Below are 17251 nucleotides of genomic sequence, written 5' to 3' on the forward strand. Positions count from 1 at the left end.
TCACCAAATTCGTTAGCGAATTTTTGGTGATGGTTTTTTCTTTGTCACTCGTTTTTTATTTAACTTTGCTGGTTCATACCCATTATCGAACAACACACCGTTTGCCGTACCTGTTCTCTCCACAAGATCATTTACATCGCTTGCATTTAAAGTCTCCGCCGCTTTCAAGAAAATTAGAGCTGAAGCACGTGCATCATCCAGCGCATGGTGATGATCAAGGTCGATTCCAAGGTAATCAGAGACAACATTTAATTTATATCGAGGTAATGTCCACGTTTTTTTCGATAAATTCACCGTACAGTTATAAGCAAGCATCGGATAAGGTAGGTTATATTGATCGAGAACAGCGCGTAAGACGCTCATATCAAATTGGGCGTTATGCGCGATAAGGAATTTCCCCTCTACCAACTCACGAATTTCCTCTTTCCATAGAACGTCGAACTCAGGTGCGTCAGCTACATCCTCTTCTGTAATCCCATGAATGCTAATGTTAATGCCCGCAAAATAATTTTGTTTTGGTTTCACCAATCGATAGTACTCTCGAATAAGCTCCCCATTCTCGTATTCTACGAGACCAATGGAACAAACGCTTCCTCTTTGCGAATTAGCCGTTTCAAAATCTAGTGCAACGAAATTCATATCGTAACTCCTTTATCACTCAGTACTTCCATCTTAAAATGTTCTCTTCCATCCGTCTACCTATTTGATTCTTTCAATACAAATAGTCTTTGTATTTATTGAAAAAATTCTATAATCACTCTATTAATAATGAATAAATTCTTCTCTAAAGCCGATAATGGATATCACGTTAAGAAGATAGAGGTGAAACCATGAATTCAATTGATATTTCGTTACACATTTTTTATTTTATCGTCATGATCTCAAGCGCCATTTATTTTTATCTCCTAAGTCGAAACCCAAAAGGCGTTCCATTGTATGAATATGTTGTCGCTATTCTAATCACAGGATGGTCTGGGGTCGCTTATTTATCCATTGCTTTAGGGCAAGGGATATTAGAAAGACCGGAAAAAACGATTTACTTTGCACGCTATTTAGATTGGGTAGTCTCCACTCCTCTCTTACTACTATCACTTGCCTTAACTGCTATGTTCTACCAAAGTAAAATCAATCGTACACTCATCGCTTCTTTGATTGCAGCTGATGTTTTTATGATTTTAACTGGTCTCATTGCAGATTTTTCATCTGAATCACTAAAATATGTTTGGTACACAATGGGGCTTGTGGCTCTTGTCATCATATTAGTCATTGTATGGGGACCGCTCAAGAGAATAGCGGATGGTTCAAACGAGCAACTTGCAAAGCATTATAAGCGAGTGGCGATTTACTTAACATCTTTTTGGGTTCTTTACCCTACCGCATGGTTTTTCGGGTCATCAGGAGTTGGCGTAACTGCAGGGATCATTGATACTCTAGCCTTTATCGTTCTTCCGATATTCTCGAAAGTAGGATTTGGTCTACTCGATCTTCACGGATTACGAAAACTAAATAGGTAATACCAAAAAGAGCTACAACTCCCAGTGGAACACTGGTTTTTGTAGCTCTTTCTCATTTCTAACCACTATTCAACGTGCTCTAAAATAGTCTCTCTAAACTCTACTAAAGCTCGATCCGTTTCTATCGTATAGCCGCATTCCAATCCAATAAACCCATCAAACCCCGTCTCTTTAATAGCTTTTAAGATATTCAAATAATTTAATTCACCTGTTCCTGGCTGATTTCGCCCAGGGTTATCAGCGATATGATAATGATGAATGCGATTACGATAGTTCGTCGCGTTTCGAATCACATTCCCCTCTGTAATTTGCTGATGATAAACGTCGAAGAGAAGCTTTACATGAGGACTATCAACTTGATCTATGATCGAAACCGCTTGATCTGAATATTGAAGGAAGTGCCCCTCGTGATCGACAAGTCCATTTAAAGGTTCTACTTCAAGCACCATACCAGACTCTTCACATAGCGCCGCACTCCGTTTAAGAGTCTCAATCATTGCTTCTTGTTGCATCTTAACAGGCGCATCGATCATAACGTTCCCCGTTTGTGTAATAATTGAAGTTGTTCCAAGTCTTTTGCATGCTTCAATTGTTTCAGTTAGTCCACTAAGAAAAAGCTCACTCATTTCGGGATTCACTAGATTGAAAGACCTTGTACATGTTGCTGTAATTCCAACCCCAATACGACTTTGTGCTTTAGCCACTTCTTTTAGATCGAGCTCTGTCCAATCATAATATTCGAGTCCATGAAAGCCGTGTTCTTTCACTTTCTCCAAATGAGTAATCACATCGTCACCAGGATAAGCACCGATACAAAGAGAATATTTCAACAATCACTCAGCTCCTAATAGTCGTTATGACGGTTTATTTACTTCTTAAACACCATTTTTCAGCCGTTTCCTATACCGATTAAGGTAATCATCTCTACTTATCTTTTTTCAAAGAGTGCTCGTTTCGCTATATGAAATATGGAAAATAATATCCGAAAGAAACAAAGATTCCAACCGTCGTAAAAAGAAGTGTTCCAACAAAAAAGGGATGACGTGACCCTCCCCTATGGATCGCAACCGCACCTGATTCAAAACCACTATGAAACTTTCCAACAGTGCGACTTGCATTTTCTTGAAACGGTCTAAAATAAGCGGGTAGCCAAATTATAGCTATAAGCAAAATACTTCCTACGAACCATGAATCGATGAAATTCCAGCCGCTCATGACCGATATGGTGGCCACTATTCCACTCTCAAACAGTAGCGTAACGACGAGAAGCAACCCATACCGGTTGAAAGTGCTGAGTTTACTTAACAAATGTTTTTCAATGAATGCAGAAATCTTACTTAACGCTCCAGCTACTGAAACAGCTACTATTAAAAAGACTATGCAAAAAATGAATTTTACAACCAGATTAATCACACCCTCTAAGAGATAGTGGCTTCTTCTTCGAAAGAAACGCTTCTCTTAAAGTACGGATCAACTTACAATAAGTTCCATATTATTCGGTGGAAAATCGATTATATCTACCGCAAAACCCAGAGCTTACTAACTTATTTGACCGCTTTAATAATCATCGTTGTTGGAAATTTCTTTGCTTTGTATAAAGAATAATATCGATCTGAAACAGTTATGTCCTCTTCAGAAATAGAAGAAGAGACATCACTTTCAATCACCTTTTTTATCTTAAACCCCGCCTGGATTAATTCATTTATGTAAGTGGACATTTTCCGTTTATGGATCGTCATTGTGACGCCTTCACCTTTGAAATCTTCAAATGTATGAAGGCCTTCATTTTGATAAGAACCGTTAAGTGTCACTGCTCCTTCTTTACTTTTCAAATGAACATATAAGGGATGATCCCAGCTAAAAACAAAGCTTCCTCCCTCTTTTAAGTAAGCGTAAATCAATGCGAAAGTTTTCCTTAGATCTGTTGTCCATCCAATCGCATAAATAGAAAATACATAATCAAAATAGTTTTTAGGAAGACCAATCTCTTCTTCCATTGGCGCACAAAAAAGATTGGGGGATAAACCTGATAACGTTTCCTCAGCCTTGTGTTTTTGTTCTTCAGATAAATCGACGCCCCACAGTTCTTCTGCTCCATTATTCGCCATATACCGTAATGAATGCCCACTACCATACCCAATCTCAAGTACTTTACTTTTCTCAAGCTGATCAAATAGCTGGAGCTCGTTCTCCGTTTGAGCAAAAGGGCCATACGCAGGTAGCGCATCTACCCCGTTAAAATGATGAGCAACTTTATTCCAACTTCCTTTGTTTTGTTCCAAAATCGTATTTTTCATATTCCTCTCCTCCTCCAACTACTTTCATTTCGAGAGGATAATAGGAGAATCCTTTTTCTCAAACAAACCTTACAGCAATGGTGGCTTATTATGAACGAACTGGATTGCGAGAGAACATAAAAAAAGGACAGGCATCTGCCTGTCCTAAATGTTACCCTGCTTTTGCAGTGTCTTTTAATGTGGCTTTCTTCGATGTTAATCGATCCACAAGGCCTGACAAAGCCCCATCACCTGTTACGTTACAAGCTGTACCAAAGCTATCTTGTGCAAGGTATAAAGCGATCATTAGTGAGATCATTGTTGAATCGAATCCAAGCATTGTTTCTAACAATCCGATCGCCGCCATAACAGCACCACCTGGTACACCAGGCGCCGCAATCATGGTAACCCCAAGCATAAGGATGAATGGAATGATCGCAGCGAATGTAGGCTCCTGTCCATTCAAAAGCATAACCGCCATCGCACACGAGACAATCGTAATCGTGCTTCCGGAAAGGTGAATAGTCGCAAGGAGCGGAACGCTGAAATCAGCAATTTTCTCTCGTACACCATTCTTTTTCGTTTGTCTTAGCGTAACTGGAATTGTAGACGCTGAAGACTGAGTACCGAGCGCTGTAAAATACGCTGGCATCATGCCTTTCAGAAGCTTAAAAGGATTACGAGATGTCGCTGCACCAGTAATGCTATATTGAATCAAAAGCATTGTCATATGAAGAAGAATAATCATGACGAACACTTTGGCAAAAACACTTAAGATTGTTTGGACTTGTCCAGCACTTGTCATGTTTGCGAAAATGCCAAGAATATGAAGCGGTAGTAATGGAATAATGACGTAGCTAATCACTTTCTCAACGATTGTTCTAAACTCAATCATAACCCCTTTTAGCATATTCCCCTTCATCGCAGCCATGCCAAGTCCAAGTGTAAACGCTAGAACGAGTGCCGTCATAACGCCCATCATAGGAGGGATCTCAACCTCGAAGAAAGGCTTTAATAGCGATTCTTCAGGATTCGCCATCTCTGAAGCGGCTCCACCGGTTTCAAGGAATAAAGGATATAAATTTCGTGCAGCAAAGAAAGCTAGCAAACCAGCTAGAAACGTAGAAAGGTACGCAACTGACGTTGTAACCCCAATTAACTTCCCTGCACCCTTCCCAATTTCACCAATTCCCGGTGCAATAAATCCAATAATAATGAGAGGAATCGCGAAACCTAGAAAGTTTCCAAAAATCCCGTTGAATGTAGCAAATAATCGTACGGTCCATTCAGGGAAATAAGCTCCAATAACAATTCCAAGGGCAATGGCAATAAGAATACGTGGCAACAGTCCAATTTTCTTCATAGTGTCCTCCATACAAAAACATTTGTCCATCTCGGGTGTAATATATGTGTACTTTACTAAAAAAAGAGTCATCCTGCAAGACATATTCGTTAGAAACAAATAAGAAAGTTTGATCAACAAAGTATTATATGGATAAGTTGGATATTATTCTCATATCGGATCAAAAAAACGAAAGACGCAAGCGCTACGGTAAACCGTAACAAGCTTGCGTCAGTTTGCGCTCATTCTATGATCATCAAGCACATTGCTCAGCTATGAGCGAGCATCAGTCGCTTCCTGTTACAAAATCATCTTCTTTCATTGAGGCAAGAATGTAACCGCCAGTTACGCGATCATTCTCCTTCACATGAAGTTCAGAAATTTCCCCGCTTACTCCAAGCGTAATTTTCTCGGTATTGCCCTGTCCGTTGCGAATGACAAACATTGGCTCCCACTCATATACTCGAGATGCATGTTTGACGAATACTTTCTCGATAACTCCCTCACATGGACAGACCACTGAACGATTCATGGTTTCTTTCCCCTTTCCAGCTTGTAATAGTTCCTGTATGGAACAGTTTGTTTTCTATACTTCCATGATATGTTTCGCATGTTTTTCTATGATGCAAAACGAATGTTTTCTTTAACCTTGCGTCCATTTTACCTGCTTTTTTCTTTTTGACAACCCCTATATTTCTTGAAAACCCTTCATAAACTAGCAGATTTAATTTAATAATTGACCAATTACATTTTGCTAAGATAGCGTCTCTTTCTTGCGAATAATTATTTGATTCATCACTTCATGTAACTAGTAATCTCATAACTTCGCAAACTATGTTAGCTACACAGTGTTTTTTGAAGCACACAACATTGCTGAAAATATTTCAACATAGTAAAATCCGAGCAAAAAATAAAAAGTAAAATGATTAGTTCTAATCTTTCCAATACGTATGACAAGCCCAATTCGCTGAACTTTTATCTCCCTGTAACTTCCATCTTCGCTTCTCTAACTCCCGTCCTAAAAAGCGATTGAAAAAGCCATGCCCAACTAAAACGAGAGGCTCCTTCGCCTTTGCACATTCCTCTAAAATATCGGAGGCTAACTTGGCACGCTTTCTCGCATCCTTTCGAGTTTCTGCTTGGTTTGATAAACCAATAAACCAAAGAAACCGATAAAAGACTGTCCACATTTGAGGTTTGATCTTTAGGAAGCGTATGTTGTAAAAGGGGAGTTCCAGTTCTCGGAAGATGGGATCGCTTTGAATCGTACTTGCCTGCTGCGCTGATTCTAGAGATCTTGGTAAGTCACTCGTTAATACTAACGGTGCTTGTTGTAAAATAGCTTGAACCTGTTGAGGAGCTTCATCACATATGCCTTCTCTATTATATTGACTAACCCATTTGCGATAAGCCTCACTAGTTATCCGTTCCGAAAAATCGCAGGCGGATTTTCCATGTCGTATTAAACTTATCTTCACCTAATCCCATCCCTGCTTTATAAGATCATGCTTCCTCATTCATTTTCTTTATCGTTGCTTTATCAATTTCGTCACGTATGGATTTCATTATACCGTGATCCTTCACATACTCTTTCCCATAAGTAAGGTTAAATTCATAATCAAAACCAGGGGGATTCGTGCCCTGGGTATGTTGTATAATCGTTTCCATTTTATCGAGTGCTTTTACAAACTTGGCTTCTTTTGTGGAGCCTCTATTATACTCCTGACAGATTGTAAGAATGTCATGCTTTCCCTTCTCATCAAGGGATGATGTGAGACGTTGAACAGCCTCTTCTTCCTTTTGTACTTTCTGCTTTTGATCGACTTGAACCGTAGCAGAGATATCCCCGTCATATGCTTCTCCAAGATCGTGAACAAGGCACATAATGAGTACTCTTTTTGTATCAAGCTCTGGAAACTGATCACTTAAAGCAAAAGCAAACATCGCTAGCCTCCAAGAATGTTCGGCAACGCTCTCTCGTCGACCGCTTCTCATGTAGGCAGTTCTTGTCGTATCCTTTAATCTTTCAAGTTCCTTAATGAACGTAATCATTTGATAAGCATCCATGAATGATATCCTCCTTCTTCCAAGATGCTGTGACATCCTTGATTCAATAAGTGCGAAAAACGTGATTGTAGCATTGCTTATTGTTCTTTATATGTAACTAAACTCTCTTTCGTCCCCTTAAAAGTCGATTTTCCATTCAAAATAGTCGAACTACTACTCTTAGATACAAGCTTTACCAACATTTTAATTATCAGTTGCTCTTGAATCCCTAACCGTTTTATTCCATTACCATAAACTTTTTCTCCATAGTAAAAAAGAGAACAGGCGATACCTAAAGGTACCACCTGCAGAGAGTATATAGGTCTTATTTCTTTTAGGACGGAGATGGTAAAAAAGCGGTAACCCTATATTAAAGCTAGCACGCTCTTCCCCAATTCGTTTTATTAAATCAACTTTCTACTTTTTGCAACCAGAATTAATAACATAGGGAAACCAATTCCATAGATCGATGCATAAAGGGTCCATGTTTTCGATACAAAATCCTGCATATAAATAATGTCAGGATAACTAATTTGCGCTAAAACCAAGCTCCCTATTCCAAGAGGAAATAACAGCAGTCGATAGTTTTGAACACGAAAGATTTGCGTTAACGTACGTGCTGAGGTGTAGAACAAAAGAACTAACTTAAAATAAATAGAAAGCATCCAAACAATCGCCACAATGACTTCAATTCGTTCGACGATCTTCCCGATGCTAATTTTCTTTGCAAGAATATACGTAGGATACGTATACCTTGCAGTGAAATCCGCTCCTAATACAAGGATTGTGGCACAAATAATAACAAACAAAACGACGCTACCCATCGCGGTTCCTTTTAAGAATGAAATGCTCAATTTATTTTGTTTGTCTACGTGTCGATAGATCATTAGAAAGGCAACTAATTCGAGAAATGGCAAACCAATAAAGGGAATAGAAGCCCTAATAATTGGCTTAACACCGTTCTCCATTATCGGTTTAATCGCTTCAAATTGCATTTCAGGCATAAGTAGAATGGTAAGCAAAATGAGAAGACAGAAAACCCAAGGGAAAAAGATTTCACATGCTCTTGCAATGGTTTCTATCCCCAGGCTTGCGCCCATAATAACGATAATCATAAAGATGGTAAAAATGATATATAGCGGCGTTTCAATCAGTATTTGGGTCGTTAAAAAGTCTCCAATATTTCTAAGAACAAGAGCTGCAAGAAGAAAGAGAAAGCTAAAAAACATAAGCGATGCAATCTGACCAATCCATTTACCGAGTACTTTCTCACTCGCTTCCACAATCGTCATATCAGGGAATTTCTTCATAAAATACCCATAAAAAACGACGAGCAATGTTCCGACTCCAATTGAAACGATTGCTGAAATCCACGCATCTTGTTTTGCTACAGCAGCTAGACCCGCAGGAATAATTAAGATGGAGCTTCCAATTATGTATAAGGCAACTAACCATGAGAATTGACGTGTATTAATGATTTCCTTTGCCATCGCTCAGACTCTCCTTTTGATAGCTGGAACCTTATAGTTTTACTTCTTCCTTATCGATTATACATAATGAAAAATGACTAATAGAAGCATCGAGATGCCTATCGATAATGGAAGTGCAATCGTTTTATTACGGTGATGAAGGTGCACCATCGGAAACATCACAATAATAAATAATAATGACCATCCGAGGTTCCATCCATTGTAATAAGTAATCATCTGAGCCTCGGAAGCTATAATCTCCACGAACCAAAACCCTGTTATCCATTTTACATTGTATAGAAACCTTCTTTTATGAATTGGATAATTAGACAGATAGAGTAGCACAACTAAAGGATTAACAACGAGGTTATGTAGTAAATGAACATTAAATTTACTAAAGAAAATGTCTTTTTTAAATTCCCAAAGATGAAATTCTTCGTACGATATCGTTTCATAAATGGTCGCTGCTAACGCAATATAAAGCATACTAGGATAATATTTTTCCCAATTTCTCCAATCGCCTTTCCAAAAAACAAAAAACAGTAGCGTGATAATGAGGACAATGTTCATTGTTATTCTCCTAATTCCTAACGGTCTGTGTTTCGTATCATCATGTGTATTTTGGATAAAGATACGCTACTTACCATAGCAAAAACGTTTTTACATATTTATACAAAAGTAGTATGCATCTTTCGGAGCCGTTTATGCATAATAGGGGAATTTTCGCTCAGTTTTATGCCAATATCGATTTATGACGTTGAGGTGGATAAAAACCATTCGATGTGAAAACCTACTTAATGAAGAAAATAATGTGGGGGATTTGTGATGAAACGCATAAGGCGATTAAGGGAAACCAAAAAACGTAATGAAAAGGACTCTTCCACCGATAGTACTTCTAAAGACATTAGCCTGGATCTTCAAAAAAACATAGTGAACATAAAGAAAATGCTAGGAGAAAGTTCTGATTTAACGATTAGAGAGATTCATTCTGGTACAGATGAGACAAAACTTATCGCTGTCATTTTTATTGATGGACTTGCAGACAAAGTAATGGTCCAGGAAAGCGTCATTGATCCATTGATGCTCGATATTCGAAAAACGGATATAGCGGTGAACGTCATACAAAATGCTAGCTTTTATGAAATCCTAAAGCATTTCTCTCTTGCTGCCTGTGAATTAAAAGAGATTCATCGTTTTCAACCCCTCTATGAGCATCTTCTTTCTGGAGATACAATCATACTTATTCAAGATGAGTCTAAAGGATTTGCGATCGGTTCAAGGAACTGGAAGGATCGCGACGTAAATGAACCGACTTCCCAAACCGTCATTAGAGGGCCGAAGGATGGTTTTACGGAAACGATACGAACAAACACCGCTTTGCTCAGACGAAAAATCAAAGATCCCTCTCTTTGGATCGAAACGAACCCCATCGGCCATAAAACCAAAACAGATGTTGCCCTCGTTTATTTAAAAGGCGTTGTTGATGAAAGTATTTTGAAAGAAGTGCGGGAACGGTTAACGAAAATTGATACTGATAGCATTTTGGAAAGTGCCTATATTGAAGAATACATTCAGGATAACACCTACACCCCTTTCCCAACGATCTTTAACTCTGAACGACCTGATACGATTGCAGCTGGCATACTAGAAGGCAGAGTGGCTATAATAGTTGACGGAACGCCATTTGTGCTTCTTGTCCCAACTTTATTTGTTCAATTCTTTCAATCGAGTGAAGATTACTATCAACGTTTTGATATAAGCGTAATGGTTCGTCTATTGCGATATATCTCCTTTTTTCTTGCTTTGTTAACACCTTCCGCATATATTGCTGTGACAACCTTTCATCAAGAGATGCTTCCTACATCCCTCCTAATTAGCTTAGCAGCACAGCGAGAAGGAACGCCTTTTCCGGCACTCATTGAAGCGTTATTAATGGAACTTACCTTTGAGGTGTTACGTGAAGCAGGTATTCGTATGCCACGCGCAGTCGGTTCTGCGATATCCATTGTTGGTGCACTGGTTCTTGGACAAGCTGCAGTTGAAGCTGGTATCGTCTCTTCAGCAATGGTAATCGTCGTCTCTATCACAGCTATTAGTAGCTTTGTTATGCCTTCATTTAACTTAGCCATTTCCCTTCGAGTGCTTCGCTTTCCGTTCATGTTACTTGCTGCTACATTTGGTTTATTTGGGATCATCATCGGTATAATCGCAATGGTCCTTCACTTGTGCAGTTTGCGCTCATTTGGCGTACCATATATGTCTCCTATGGCGCCCATTATCCCAAAAGACCAAAAAGATAGTATTCTACGTGCGCCGCTTTGGAAAATACGGACACGCCCTTCTTTCATTAGCAAGAACGACAAAACCAGAAATGCTACACCACCACCAAAACCAGAATCAAATTAACTATAGGATAATGAGAAGGTGATCATGGACATGATAGCTTACGTATATCGTCTTGCCACTTTGTTGACGTGTTTATTTCTGTTAACAAGCTGTTGGAGTAGTAAAGAGCTTAACGAAATAGCGATTGCTACAGCCATCGGAATCGACAAAAGCGATGAGGGTTACTTGCTGACCGTTCAAATCATAAATCCAGGAGAAATCGCTTCAGATAGTCCAACAAATCGGACGGCTATAACAACGTATCGTTCTTCTGGAGAAACGCTATTTGAAGCTTTTCGGAGATTAACCGTCCAAGCACCTCGGAAGGTTTATTTTTCTCATGTACAAATTGTGGTGTTTGGTGAAGAAGCAGCCAAAAGTGGCATTGTCCAGCCTCTTGATTTTCTTTCGAGAGACCACGAGATGAGAACGGACTTCCTTCTTGTTATCGCAAAAGACACGCTCGCTGATCAACTCCTAAATATTCTAACGCCTATGGATAAAATTTCGTCCAATAAGATCGTTTCCTCCTTTTATATGTCTGAAAGAAACTGGGCGCCAACTCATACCGTGAAATTAGACGAACTTATGTATAAACTTTCTACCGATGGTAATGAAGCCGTCCTTACTGGAATTTTTATTAAAGGTAATCCTGAGCTAGGAAAAGATAGTAGAAGTCTTGAAAAAACAGAGCCCCCTACAACTGTTCAAATTGATCATATTGGTGTTTTTAAAAACGATAAATTAGTCGGCTGGTTTAATGAGGATGAAAGTAAAGGATTTAATTATTTTACGGACAATGTCACGAGTACCATTGTTAATGTTCCTTGTTCCAACAGTAGTACAGGTATTGAAGTCATTAGAACAATAACATCATTAAAAGCAAACTTAGAGAATAACACTCCTCATATTGATGCAAACGTGCGTGTAGATGGAAACATAGGCGATGTGGAATGCGACATTGATATTACCAATCCACAGACAATAAGAAAGTTTGAAGCAATGGTCGAAAAAGATATTCAATCTAAAATGGAGTCAGCTGTTTCTGCTAGTCAAGATAAATTCAACAGTGACATCTTAGGTTTTGGTGCCCTCATTCATCGCGAACATCCAGATCAATGGCGAATGTTGAAAAATCATTGGAATGAGGAATTTAAAAACATCGAAGTGGATTACACCATCCACGCAACCATTCAACGTACCGGAAACATCACCGATTCTGTTCAAAGAAAGGATGGTGAGTAAAACGATGTGGTTTATTATCGCTGTCGGTGTAGCCTCGATTCTAGTTACCGTTATGGAAGCAGCCAAATTACGAAAGAAAAAGCAATTGAAAGATCTTTGGGTATATAGCATCCTTCTATGTATCAGTTTTACTTTCTTAGTTCTAAATAGACTTCACATCCATATCCCAACCCCGATTACGATCGTGAATTTCATACTCGAACCATTGAGCAACGTACTGTATGGATGGTTGCAATAGGTAGGCGGTGCCTGTCACCTTGTGTCGTATATAAGCAAAGACGCCGTTGAATTCGGCGTCTTTGTAATAGCTCTAATGTCCTTCTCTTTTCCATACATAATAAGCTTCTGGATTTTCTAATTTCCTCACCCATATGCTTTTCTTCGGAGCGACACGATCAGAAACTTTGTACCATACCCCACCTCTCATTTTTCGATATAGCTTCATACGAGCAAATACTCTGTCACTAAAACTTAGTGAAGGCAATAGTTTCATCAAGTATTTCATCATGCCTTCACGCACCTCCCTTACTTTCAAGTCAACAGAACATCGTATGCGCTCGTTTTAGACTTCATGACTAAAATAGGCGTTATTTACCAGAAAGGAAATGTCACTCTTGTGGAACAATGAGAAAGAAGAATTTGAAGGAGTGATAAAGAATGGACTTGCACGATTCCACTTACGAGTCAGGACAAGACTATCAAGCAGGTGATGTTGTCTATGTGATGTACCGAAATCCTCATACGTACAGCGTGGCTAACATTCAGGAAGCAGCCGTTGTAAACGATCCTGATGAACCTGGTAAGCTTGCCTTATTCTTATACGAAACATACTATCCACTTGATTCCGACATTGCGATCTACCATACAGAAGCGGAAGCAGAACAGGCGTATGCCACATACTTTGGATCCATAGAATAGGAGGGCTTCCATTGGTCAAACCTTTTGTACCGCAGCTCGTCTATATGGAACCACGAGCATTAGAATATCCACTCGGACGGGAGCTACACGAGAAGTTCTCTAAAATGGATATTGAAATTAGGGAAACAACATCACACAATCAAGTGCGAAACCTCCCGGGAGATAATCACTTCCAGCAATATCGAGTTGCTAAATCTACACTCGTCGTTGGGGTGAGAAAAACGTTGAAATTTGATACGTCCAAACCTTCTGCGGAATATGCGATTCCTTTCGCAACTGGTTGCATGGGGCACTGTCATTATTGCTATCTCCAAACTACAATGGGCAGCAAACCCTACATACGCACGTATGTAAATACAGATGATATTTTTGATGCTGCAGAAAAGTATATGCAAGAACGAGCACCTGAACCTACCCGGTTTGAAGCATCCTGTACATCAGACATCGTCGGGATTGATCACTTAACGCATACATTGAAGCGTGCGATTGAGTACTTTGGTAAATCTGATCATGGACGTCTTCGGTTTGTTACGAAATTTGCACATGTGGATCATCTACTAGATGCGGATCATCAGGGAAGAACAAGGTTCCGCTTCAGTATGAATGCGGATTACGTTATTAAATTTCTAGAACCCGGAACTTCGAGGCTTGATGAGCGCATCGAAGCAGCCGCTAAAGTCGCTGAAGCAGGCTATCCACTGGGCTTCATCATCGCGCCTATCTATTTGTACGATGATTGGAAACAGGGCTATCTGACTCTATTTGAGAAGTTAGAAGCCAAACTTCCTAAGAGCGCAACGAAAGACTTAACATTTGAACTCATCCAGCATCGATTCACTAAACCAGCTAAGCGCGTTATTCAAAAAAATTACCCGATGTCTAAGCTTGAAATGGAAGAAGAAGATCGTCTTTATAAATGGGGGAAATATGGTATTGGAAAGTACGTTTATCAGAAGGATCAGCAGCAGGACATGAAAGACACATTCGGAAGCTATATTGATAAGTTCTTTCCAAATGCAAAGCTCGAGTATTTCACGTAAGGACTTGGGCGGTGACAGGCACCGCCCGTTTTAACTCGAACGATGTCGAAACACCAATACTCAAAAAAGGCATGGAAGCGAAATCGCATCCATGCCTTTTTTATGTGCAGCATCATTTAATTTAAATAGAAAAAATAAGCAAATTTAAACCCAACCCCGCTTCGTCGTCACTATAAGTGTCTCAAAGCCCGCGTAAAAGCAGGTGGGTACCCGCACAGCTACCTTTAACGTCCCGCACAGAAGGCCGGCTTGTTATTAGCAACTGGATATAGAGTTCCCGGAAAACTAGCATCGGTTTGAGACAACCGTTGTTAACGTGCGTTGCAGGAAATGGGTATTGCTTATGACTATACTCTACACCTTCGTTTACTAAAAATCAATGGTTGCGATTTCCAGTTCCGTATACTTTCTCTCTTTCAATATTAGGACAAAAGAATACTAGTCCATCTAAAACAACCAGCGACTTAACGATATAACAACCGTGACTGTGATCATACTTAGAACGGTTGAAGCAAGTACAATCTGTGCAGAGAGTTCTGGTTCATTTTCATACTCCTGAGCAATAATAGCACTGTTCACAGCTGTCGGCATGGCTGATGAAATCAATAACGCTTGAGCTGTAACCCCTTCAATACCTAGTACAAAAATAATCCCCAGTGCTATGGCAGGTCCAAGCAACAGACGTAGCAGTAAGCTCACATAAACAACAGATAAATTTTTCGCGAACCGAAGCTGAGCCACCTGAGCCCCTAAAGTTAACAAAGCGATCGCCACCATCGAATCACCAATGTACCCTGCAGGAATTAATACAAATTCAGGCAGTTCCACATGGAGTAGATTAAATCCAACGCCAAGAACCATCGCATACAAAACAGGCATTTTAAAATACCCAAGAAGCGCATTTAATTTGTTTCCTTCTACCGTCTTTAAAGAAAAGATTCCCCATGAGAACGTGAGAATGTTTTGAAACGTTAAGATAATAACTTGAATCGACATAGCAAACGGATCATGCTTAAAGACAAGATCATTTACCGGTACACCATAGTTTCCTGAATTGTAGAATAAGATGCTGTTTGTAAACGATGCGCGTACACTTCTACTATAGCCGAATAAACGACTAATTAAATAAGAAACAACATATAAAATCACAATTAACAAACTAAAAAAAGTAAGCACCGATAAAAACAACGATAGCGAAAAAGCTGTTTCATAGAGTTTTAAGAAAATAAAGCCTGGCACAATGAAATAAATATTTACTTTCGCAAGTGTGTACAAATCAAATTGAAAAATACGATGCAGTAAAACACCGATGCCAATGAGAATGAACACGGGTACAATAATTTCAATAAATACACCAATCACAAAGAGTCCCTCAATTCAATACTGCATTTTATCTACTTTTACAGTTTACATGAAAGAGAGCATTTCTTCAGGACAGATGCTTATTCGAAAGAGTTCCTGAATTATTCCACACGATTGAAGTTAAGTTATTTAAGATACCTTTTCCTTAAGAGCTTCTCGAAGGATCATGTTAACAGCCTTACGTCGCTTCCATAAGAAACCTATTAGTGCACGATCATCTAAATACTTTTCCTGATCATCACAATAAGAGGCTCCTTTGCAATGCACGGAAAATGAATTACCTTGGTATTTCATGACCGTACACTGTCCTTCTTTTTCTGTATCATCAAAAACGAAGTAATGTTTTTGACCTATTTGGTCAAATTCAGCAATTTGCTCAAAATCCTTCAACAATGTCTCAACATCTGTTTTACGTTTAATAATGTTCATGGTCTTCCTCTCCTCTTCTCAATAAATAACCCTCTCTGTATTCATATATCATTCGATTTAACTCGCTAAATTCCTTTTTTCCTAAAAACACAACAAAAAGCCAGCCGGTATGGCTGACTTTTTCATAAGGATTATTGAAATTCTTCAATCTCATCATATTTCACACCGATTAGCTGGTCCTTCTTAGGGTTAACGAGGACATAGACTCTAATTTCCCTTGATTGTCCATTTTGCTTTAACGTAAATTCAAAATCGTATTGCTCACGAACATCAGATATAAAAACCTTCCCATCATAACTGTAGTCTGTAATTTGTTGATCGGGATACCTTTGACTCGTCTCTTGAATCGCTGTTTTCCCCCACTTCGCATAAGAAGGTGGTTCAGCTCCAACGTGTGCGATCGGAACAAGGAGTATGAAAGTCATAGCTAAGACGGCAATCAGTTTATTTAACAAAGTACCTACCTCCATTCAGTCTACTCTGAAGATAGTATTCATTCCTTTCCTCCTAATCATGCACCTAGCAGTTAAATCCCTTCGCTAATTTTTAACGGGTGGCAGGAACTTGACAATCATGCGGATGAGCACTAACACAAAGATTGTACTGATGAATGTATACATCCAAGTCCAGCTTATATAGTGTATAAGGTTGGTGTATCTTTCTAGAAAGTATTCCATAATAGTAATAATAGAAGAAAACACCGCAGCCTTCACGATAAAACCCAACCATCCAGATCGATAAGTACTTTGATAATAGTAAATACCTAATACAGGAAATAAAACATATTCATATGTAAAACTAGAATCGAAATGTGCATTAAACAAGTTCACTGGATAAGAAAGCAAATTCTCTTCAACCACAATAACACCAATAATTGATGACAAATAGGCTGTTAATAAAAAGAACAGAAGCCATTCTTTTATTGGCGGCTTTCTAAGACTGTAAACGAACAAAAGGACACCAATACTAATTAAAATCCAAAGTATTGATTCTTCTGATATCATGATTCATCACCTTCAATTTAATCCTCTATTCTATTATTATCTCCCCTCCTCCTCTGTACTATTCAATGTTAAACAAAGGAAAAGGTTTACGATTTCATATTTCGCACCGTCATGTGAAGGTATAATTAAAAAAATGAAACAAATTCCTCTTCATACGGTTTAATGACGAACCTCAAGGGTAATCCTAAAGTGTTAGTGATTGAAATTGAAGGGAGTCCCTT

21 protein-coding genes and 1 other RNA gene are annotated in these 17251 nt (G+C 39.0%); 6 read left to right on the plus strand and 16 right to left on the minus strand.

Translation table 11 applies throughout. The features are described 5' to 3' along the window. Positions 1–12: 12 nt before the first annotated feature. A complete protein-coding gene (locus tag ABVF21_RS13935) occupies positions 13–639 on the minus strand; it encodes a 3'-5' exonuclease (protein ID WP_371018388.1) in 627 nt (208 codons plus the stop codon). A gap of 191 nt (positions 640–830) precedes the next feature. Here ABVF21_RS13935 and ABVF21_RS13940 point away from each other — a divergent pair, with 191 nt between their 5' ends. Further along, positions 831–1514: a bacteriorhodopsin gene (locus tag ABVF21_RS13940; RefSeq protein WP_303529186.1), complete on the plus strand. Its 684-nt coding sequence runs from the start codon at positions 831–833 to the stop codon at positions 1512–1514. Between the two features lie 65 nt (positions 1515–1579). On the opposite strand, the gene ABVF21_RS13945 is transcribed toward ABVF21_RS13940, so the two are convergent. The 9 genes from ABVF21_RS13945 to ABVF21_RS13985 all read right to left on the minus strand — a co-directional run bounded on the left by ABVF21_RS13945 (position 1580) and on the right by ABVF21_RS13985 (position 9217). Continuing rightward, positions 1580–2347: a TIM barrel protein gene (locus ABVF21_RS13945; protein ID WP_371018389.1), complete on the minus strand. Its 768-nt coding sequence runs from the start codon at positions 2345–2347 to the stop codon at positions 1580–1582. A gap of 124 nt (positions 2348–2471) precedes the next feature. After that, on the minus strand, positions 2472–2927 hold the full coding sequence (locus tag ABVF21_RS13950; protein ID WP_303529190.1) for a hypothetical protein: 456 nt from the start codon (positions 2925–2927) through the stop codon (positions 2472–2474). Positions 2928–3058: 131 nt separating this feature from the next. Next, the gene (locus ABVF21_RS13955; protein WP_303529192.1) at positions 3059–3811 is read right to left on the minus strand and encodes a class I SAM-dependent methyltransferase; all 753 of its coding nucleotides are present in this window, start codon (positions 3809–3811) and stop codon (positions 3059–3061) included. Between the two features lie 151 nt (positions 3812–3962). Next, complete coding sequence (locus ABVF21_RS13960; protein ID WP_303529194.1) at positions 3963–5153, minus strand: dicarboxylate/amino acid:cation symporter; 1191 nt, start codon at positions 5151–5153, stop codon at positions 3963–3965. Between the two features lie 265 nt (positions 5154–5418). Next, complete coding sequence (locus tag ABVF21_RS13965; RefSeq protein WP_226612333.1) at positions 5419–5664, minus strand: biotin/lipoyl-binding protein; 246 nt, start codon at positions 5662–5664, stop codon at positions 5419–5421. Positions 5665–6064: 400 nt separating this feature from the next. Next, complete coding sequence (locus tag ABVF21_RS13970) at positions 6065–6610, minus strand: phosphoglycerate mutase family protein (protein WP_303529201.1); 546 nt, start codon at positions 6608–6610, stop codon at positions 6065–6067. A 25-nt stretch (positions 6611–6635) separates the two neighbouring features. After that, positions 6636–7199, minus strand: coding sequence for an HD domain-containing protein (locus ABVF21_RS13975; protein WP_371018390.1), 564 nt, complete (start codon positions 7197–7199; stop codon positions 6636–6638). Between the two features lie 383 nt (positions 7200–7582). Continuing rightward, positions 7583–8668, minus strand: coding sequence for a GerAB/ArcD/ProY family transporter (locus tag ABVF21_RS13980; protein ID WP_371018391.1), 1086 nt, complete (start codon positions 8666–8668; stop codon positions 7583–7585). Between the two features lie 57 nt (positions 8669–8725). Continuing rightward, positions 8726–9217 (minus strand): CBO0543 family protein, encoded by a 492-nt coding sequence (locus ABVF21_RS13985; protein ID WP_371018392.1) that lies wholly within the window; start codon positions 9215–9217, stop codon positions 8726–8728. Between the two features lie 255 nt (positions 9218–9472). Between ABVF21_RS13985 and ABVF21_RS13990 the strand changes: the two genes are divergently transcribed. Genes ABVF21_RS13990 through ABVF21_RS14000 form a run of 3 tightly spaced genes read left to right on the plus strand, consistent with a single transcriptional unit; the run spans position 9473 to position 12515 of the window. Next, on the plus strand, positions 9473–11053 hold the full coding sequence (locus ABVF21_RS13990; RefSeq protein ID WP_371018393.1) for a spore germination protein: 1581 nt from the start codon (positions 9473–9475) through the stop codon (positions 11051–11053). A 30-nt stretch (positions 11054–11083) separates the two neighbouring features. Then, the gene (locus ABVF21_RS13995; RefSeq protein ID WP_371018394.1) at positions 11084–12277 is read left to right on the plus strand and encodes a Ger(x)C family spore germination protein; all 1194 of its coding nucleotides are present in this window, start codon (positions 11084–11086) and stop codon (positions 12275–12277) included. Continuing rightward, complete coding sequence (locus tag ABVF21_RS14000; RefSeq protein ID WP_371018395.1) at positions 12270–12515, plus strand: hypothetical protein; 246 nt, start codon at positions 12270–12272, stop codon at positions 12513–12515. Before ABVF21_RS13995 ends, ABVF21_RS14000 begins: the two co-directional genes overlap by 8 nt. A gap of 72 nt (positions 12516–12587) precedes the next feature. Here the strand turns inward: ABVF21_RS14000 and ABVF21_RS14005 are convergent, their stop codons facing one another. Then, on the minus strand, positions 12588–12785 hold the full coding sequence (locus ABVF21_RS14005) for a hypothetical protein (RefSeq protein ID WP_303529217.1): 198 nt from the start codon (positions 12783–12785) through the stop codon (positions 12588–12590). A gap of 149 nt (positions 12786–12934) precedes the next feature. On the opposite strand from ABVF21_RS14005, the gene ABVF21_RS14010 reads away from it, so the two are divergent. Next, positions 12935–13195, plus strand: coding sequence for a transcriptional regulator SplA domain-containing protein (locus tag ABVF21_RS14010; protein ID WP_194220992.1), 261 nt, complete (start codon positions 12935–12937; stop codon positions 13193–13195). An 11-nt stretch (positions 13196–13206) separates the two neighbouring features. Next, complete coding sequence (splB, locus tag ABVF21_RS14015; RefSeq protein ID WP_194220991.1) at positions 13207–14235, plus strand: spore photoproduct lyase; 1029 nt, start codon at positions 13207–13209, stop codon at positions 14233–14235. 149 nt (positions 14236–14384) lie between these two features. Here the strand turns inward: splB and ssrS are convergent. The 5 genes from ssrS to ABVF21_RS14040 form a co-directional block, all read right to left on the minus strand. Next, a non-coding RNA gene (gene ssrS / locus ABVF21_RS14020) (6S RNA) lies at positions 14385–14568 on the minus strand. Positions 14569–14682: 114 nt separating this feature from the next. Beyond that, complete coding sequence (locus ABVF21_RS14025) at positions 14683–15597, minus strand: AEC family transporter (RefSeq protein ID WP_371018396.1); 915 nt, start codon at positions 15595–15597, stop codon at positions 14683–14685. 129 nt (positions 15598–15726) lie between these two features. Further along, on the minus strand, positions 15727–16026 hold the full coding sequence (locus ABVF21_RS14030) for a hypothetical protein (RefSeq protein ID WP_371018397.1): 300 nt from the start codon (positions 16024–16026) through the stop codon (positions 15727–15729). A 131-nt stretch (positions 16027–16157) separates the two neighbouring features. Beyond that, the gene (locus ABVF21_RS14035) at positions 16158–16481 is read right to left on the minus strand and encodes a DUF3889 domain-containing protein (RefSeq protein WP_371018398.1); all 324 of its coding nucleotides are present in this window, start codon (positions 16479–16481) and stop codon (positions 16158–16160) included. Positions 16482–16565: 84 nt separating this feature from the next. Then, entirely contained in the window at positions 16566–17030 is a 465-nt protein-coding gene (locus ABVF21_RS14040; protein ID WP_371018399.1) for a CBO0543 family protein, read from the minus strand. Positions 17031–17251 lie beyond the last annotated feature (221 nt).

Source organism: Pseudalkalibacillus sp. JSM 102089, from assembly GCF_041366475.1.
In the GTDB taxonomy this organism is placed as follows: Bacteria; Bacillota; Bacilli; order Bacillales; family Guptibacillaceae; genus Guptibacillus; species Guptibacillus hwajinpoensis_B.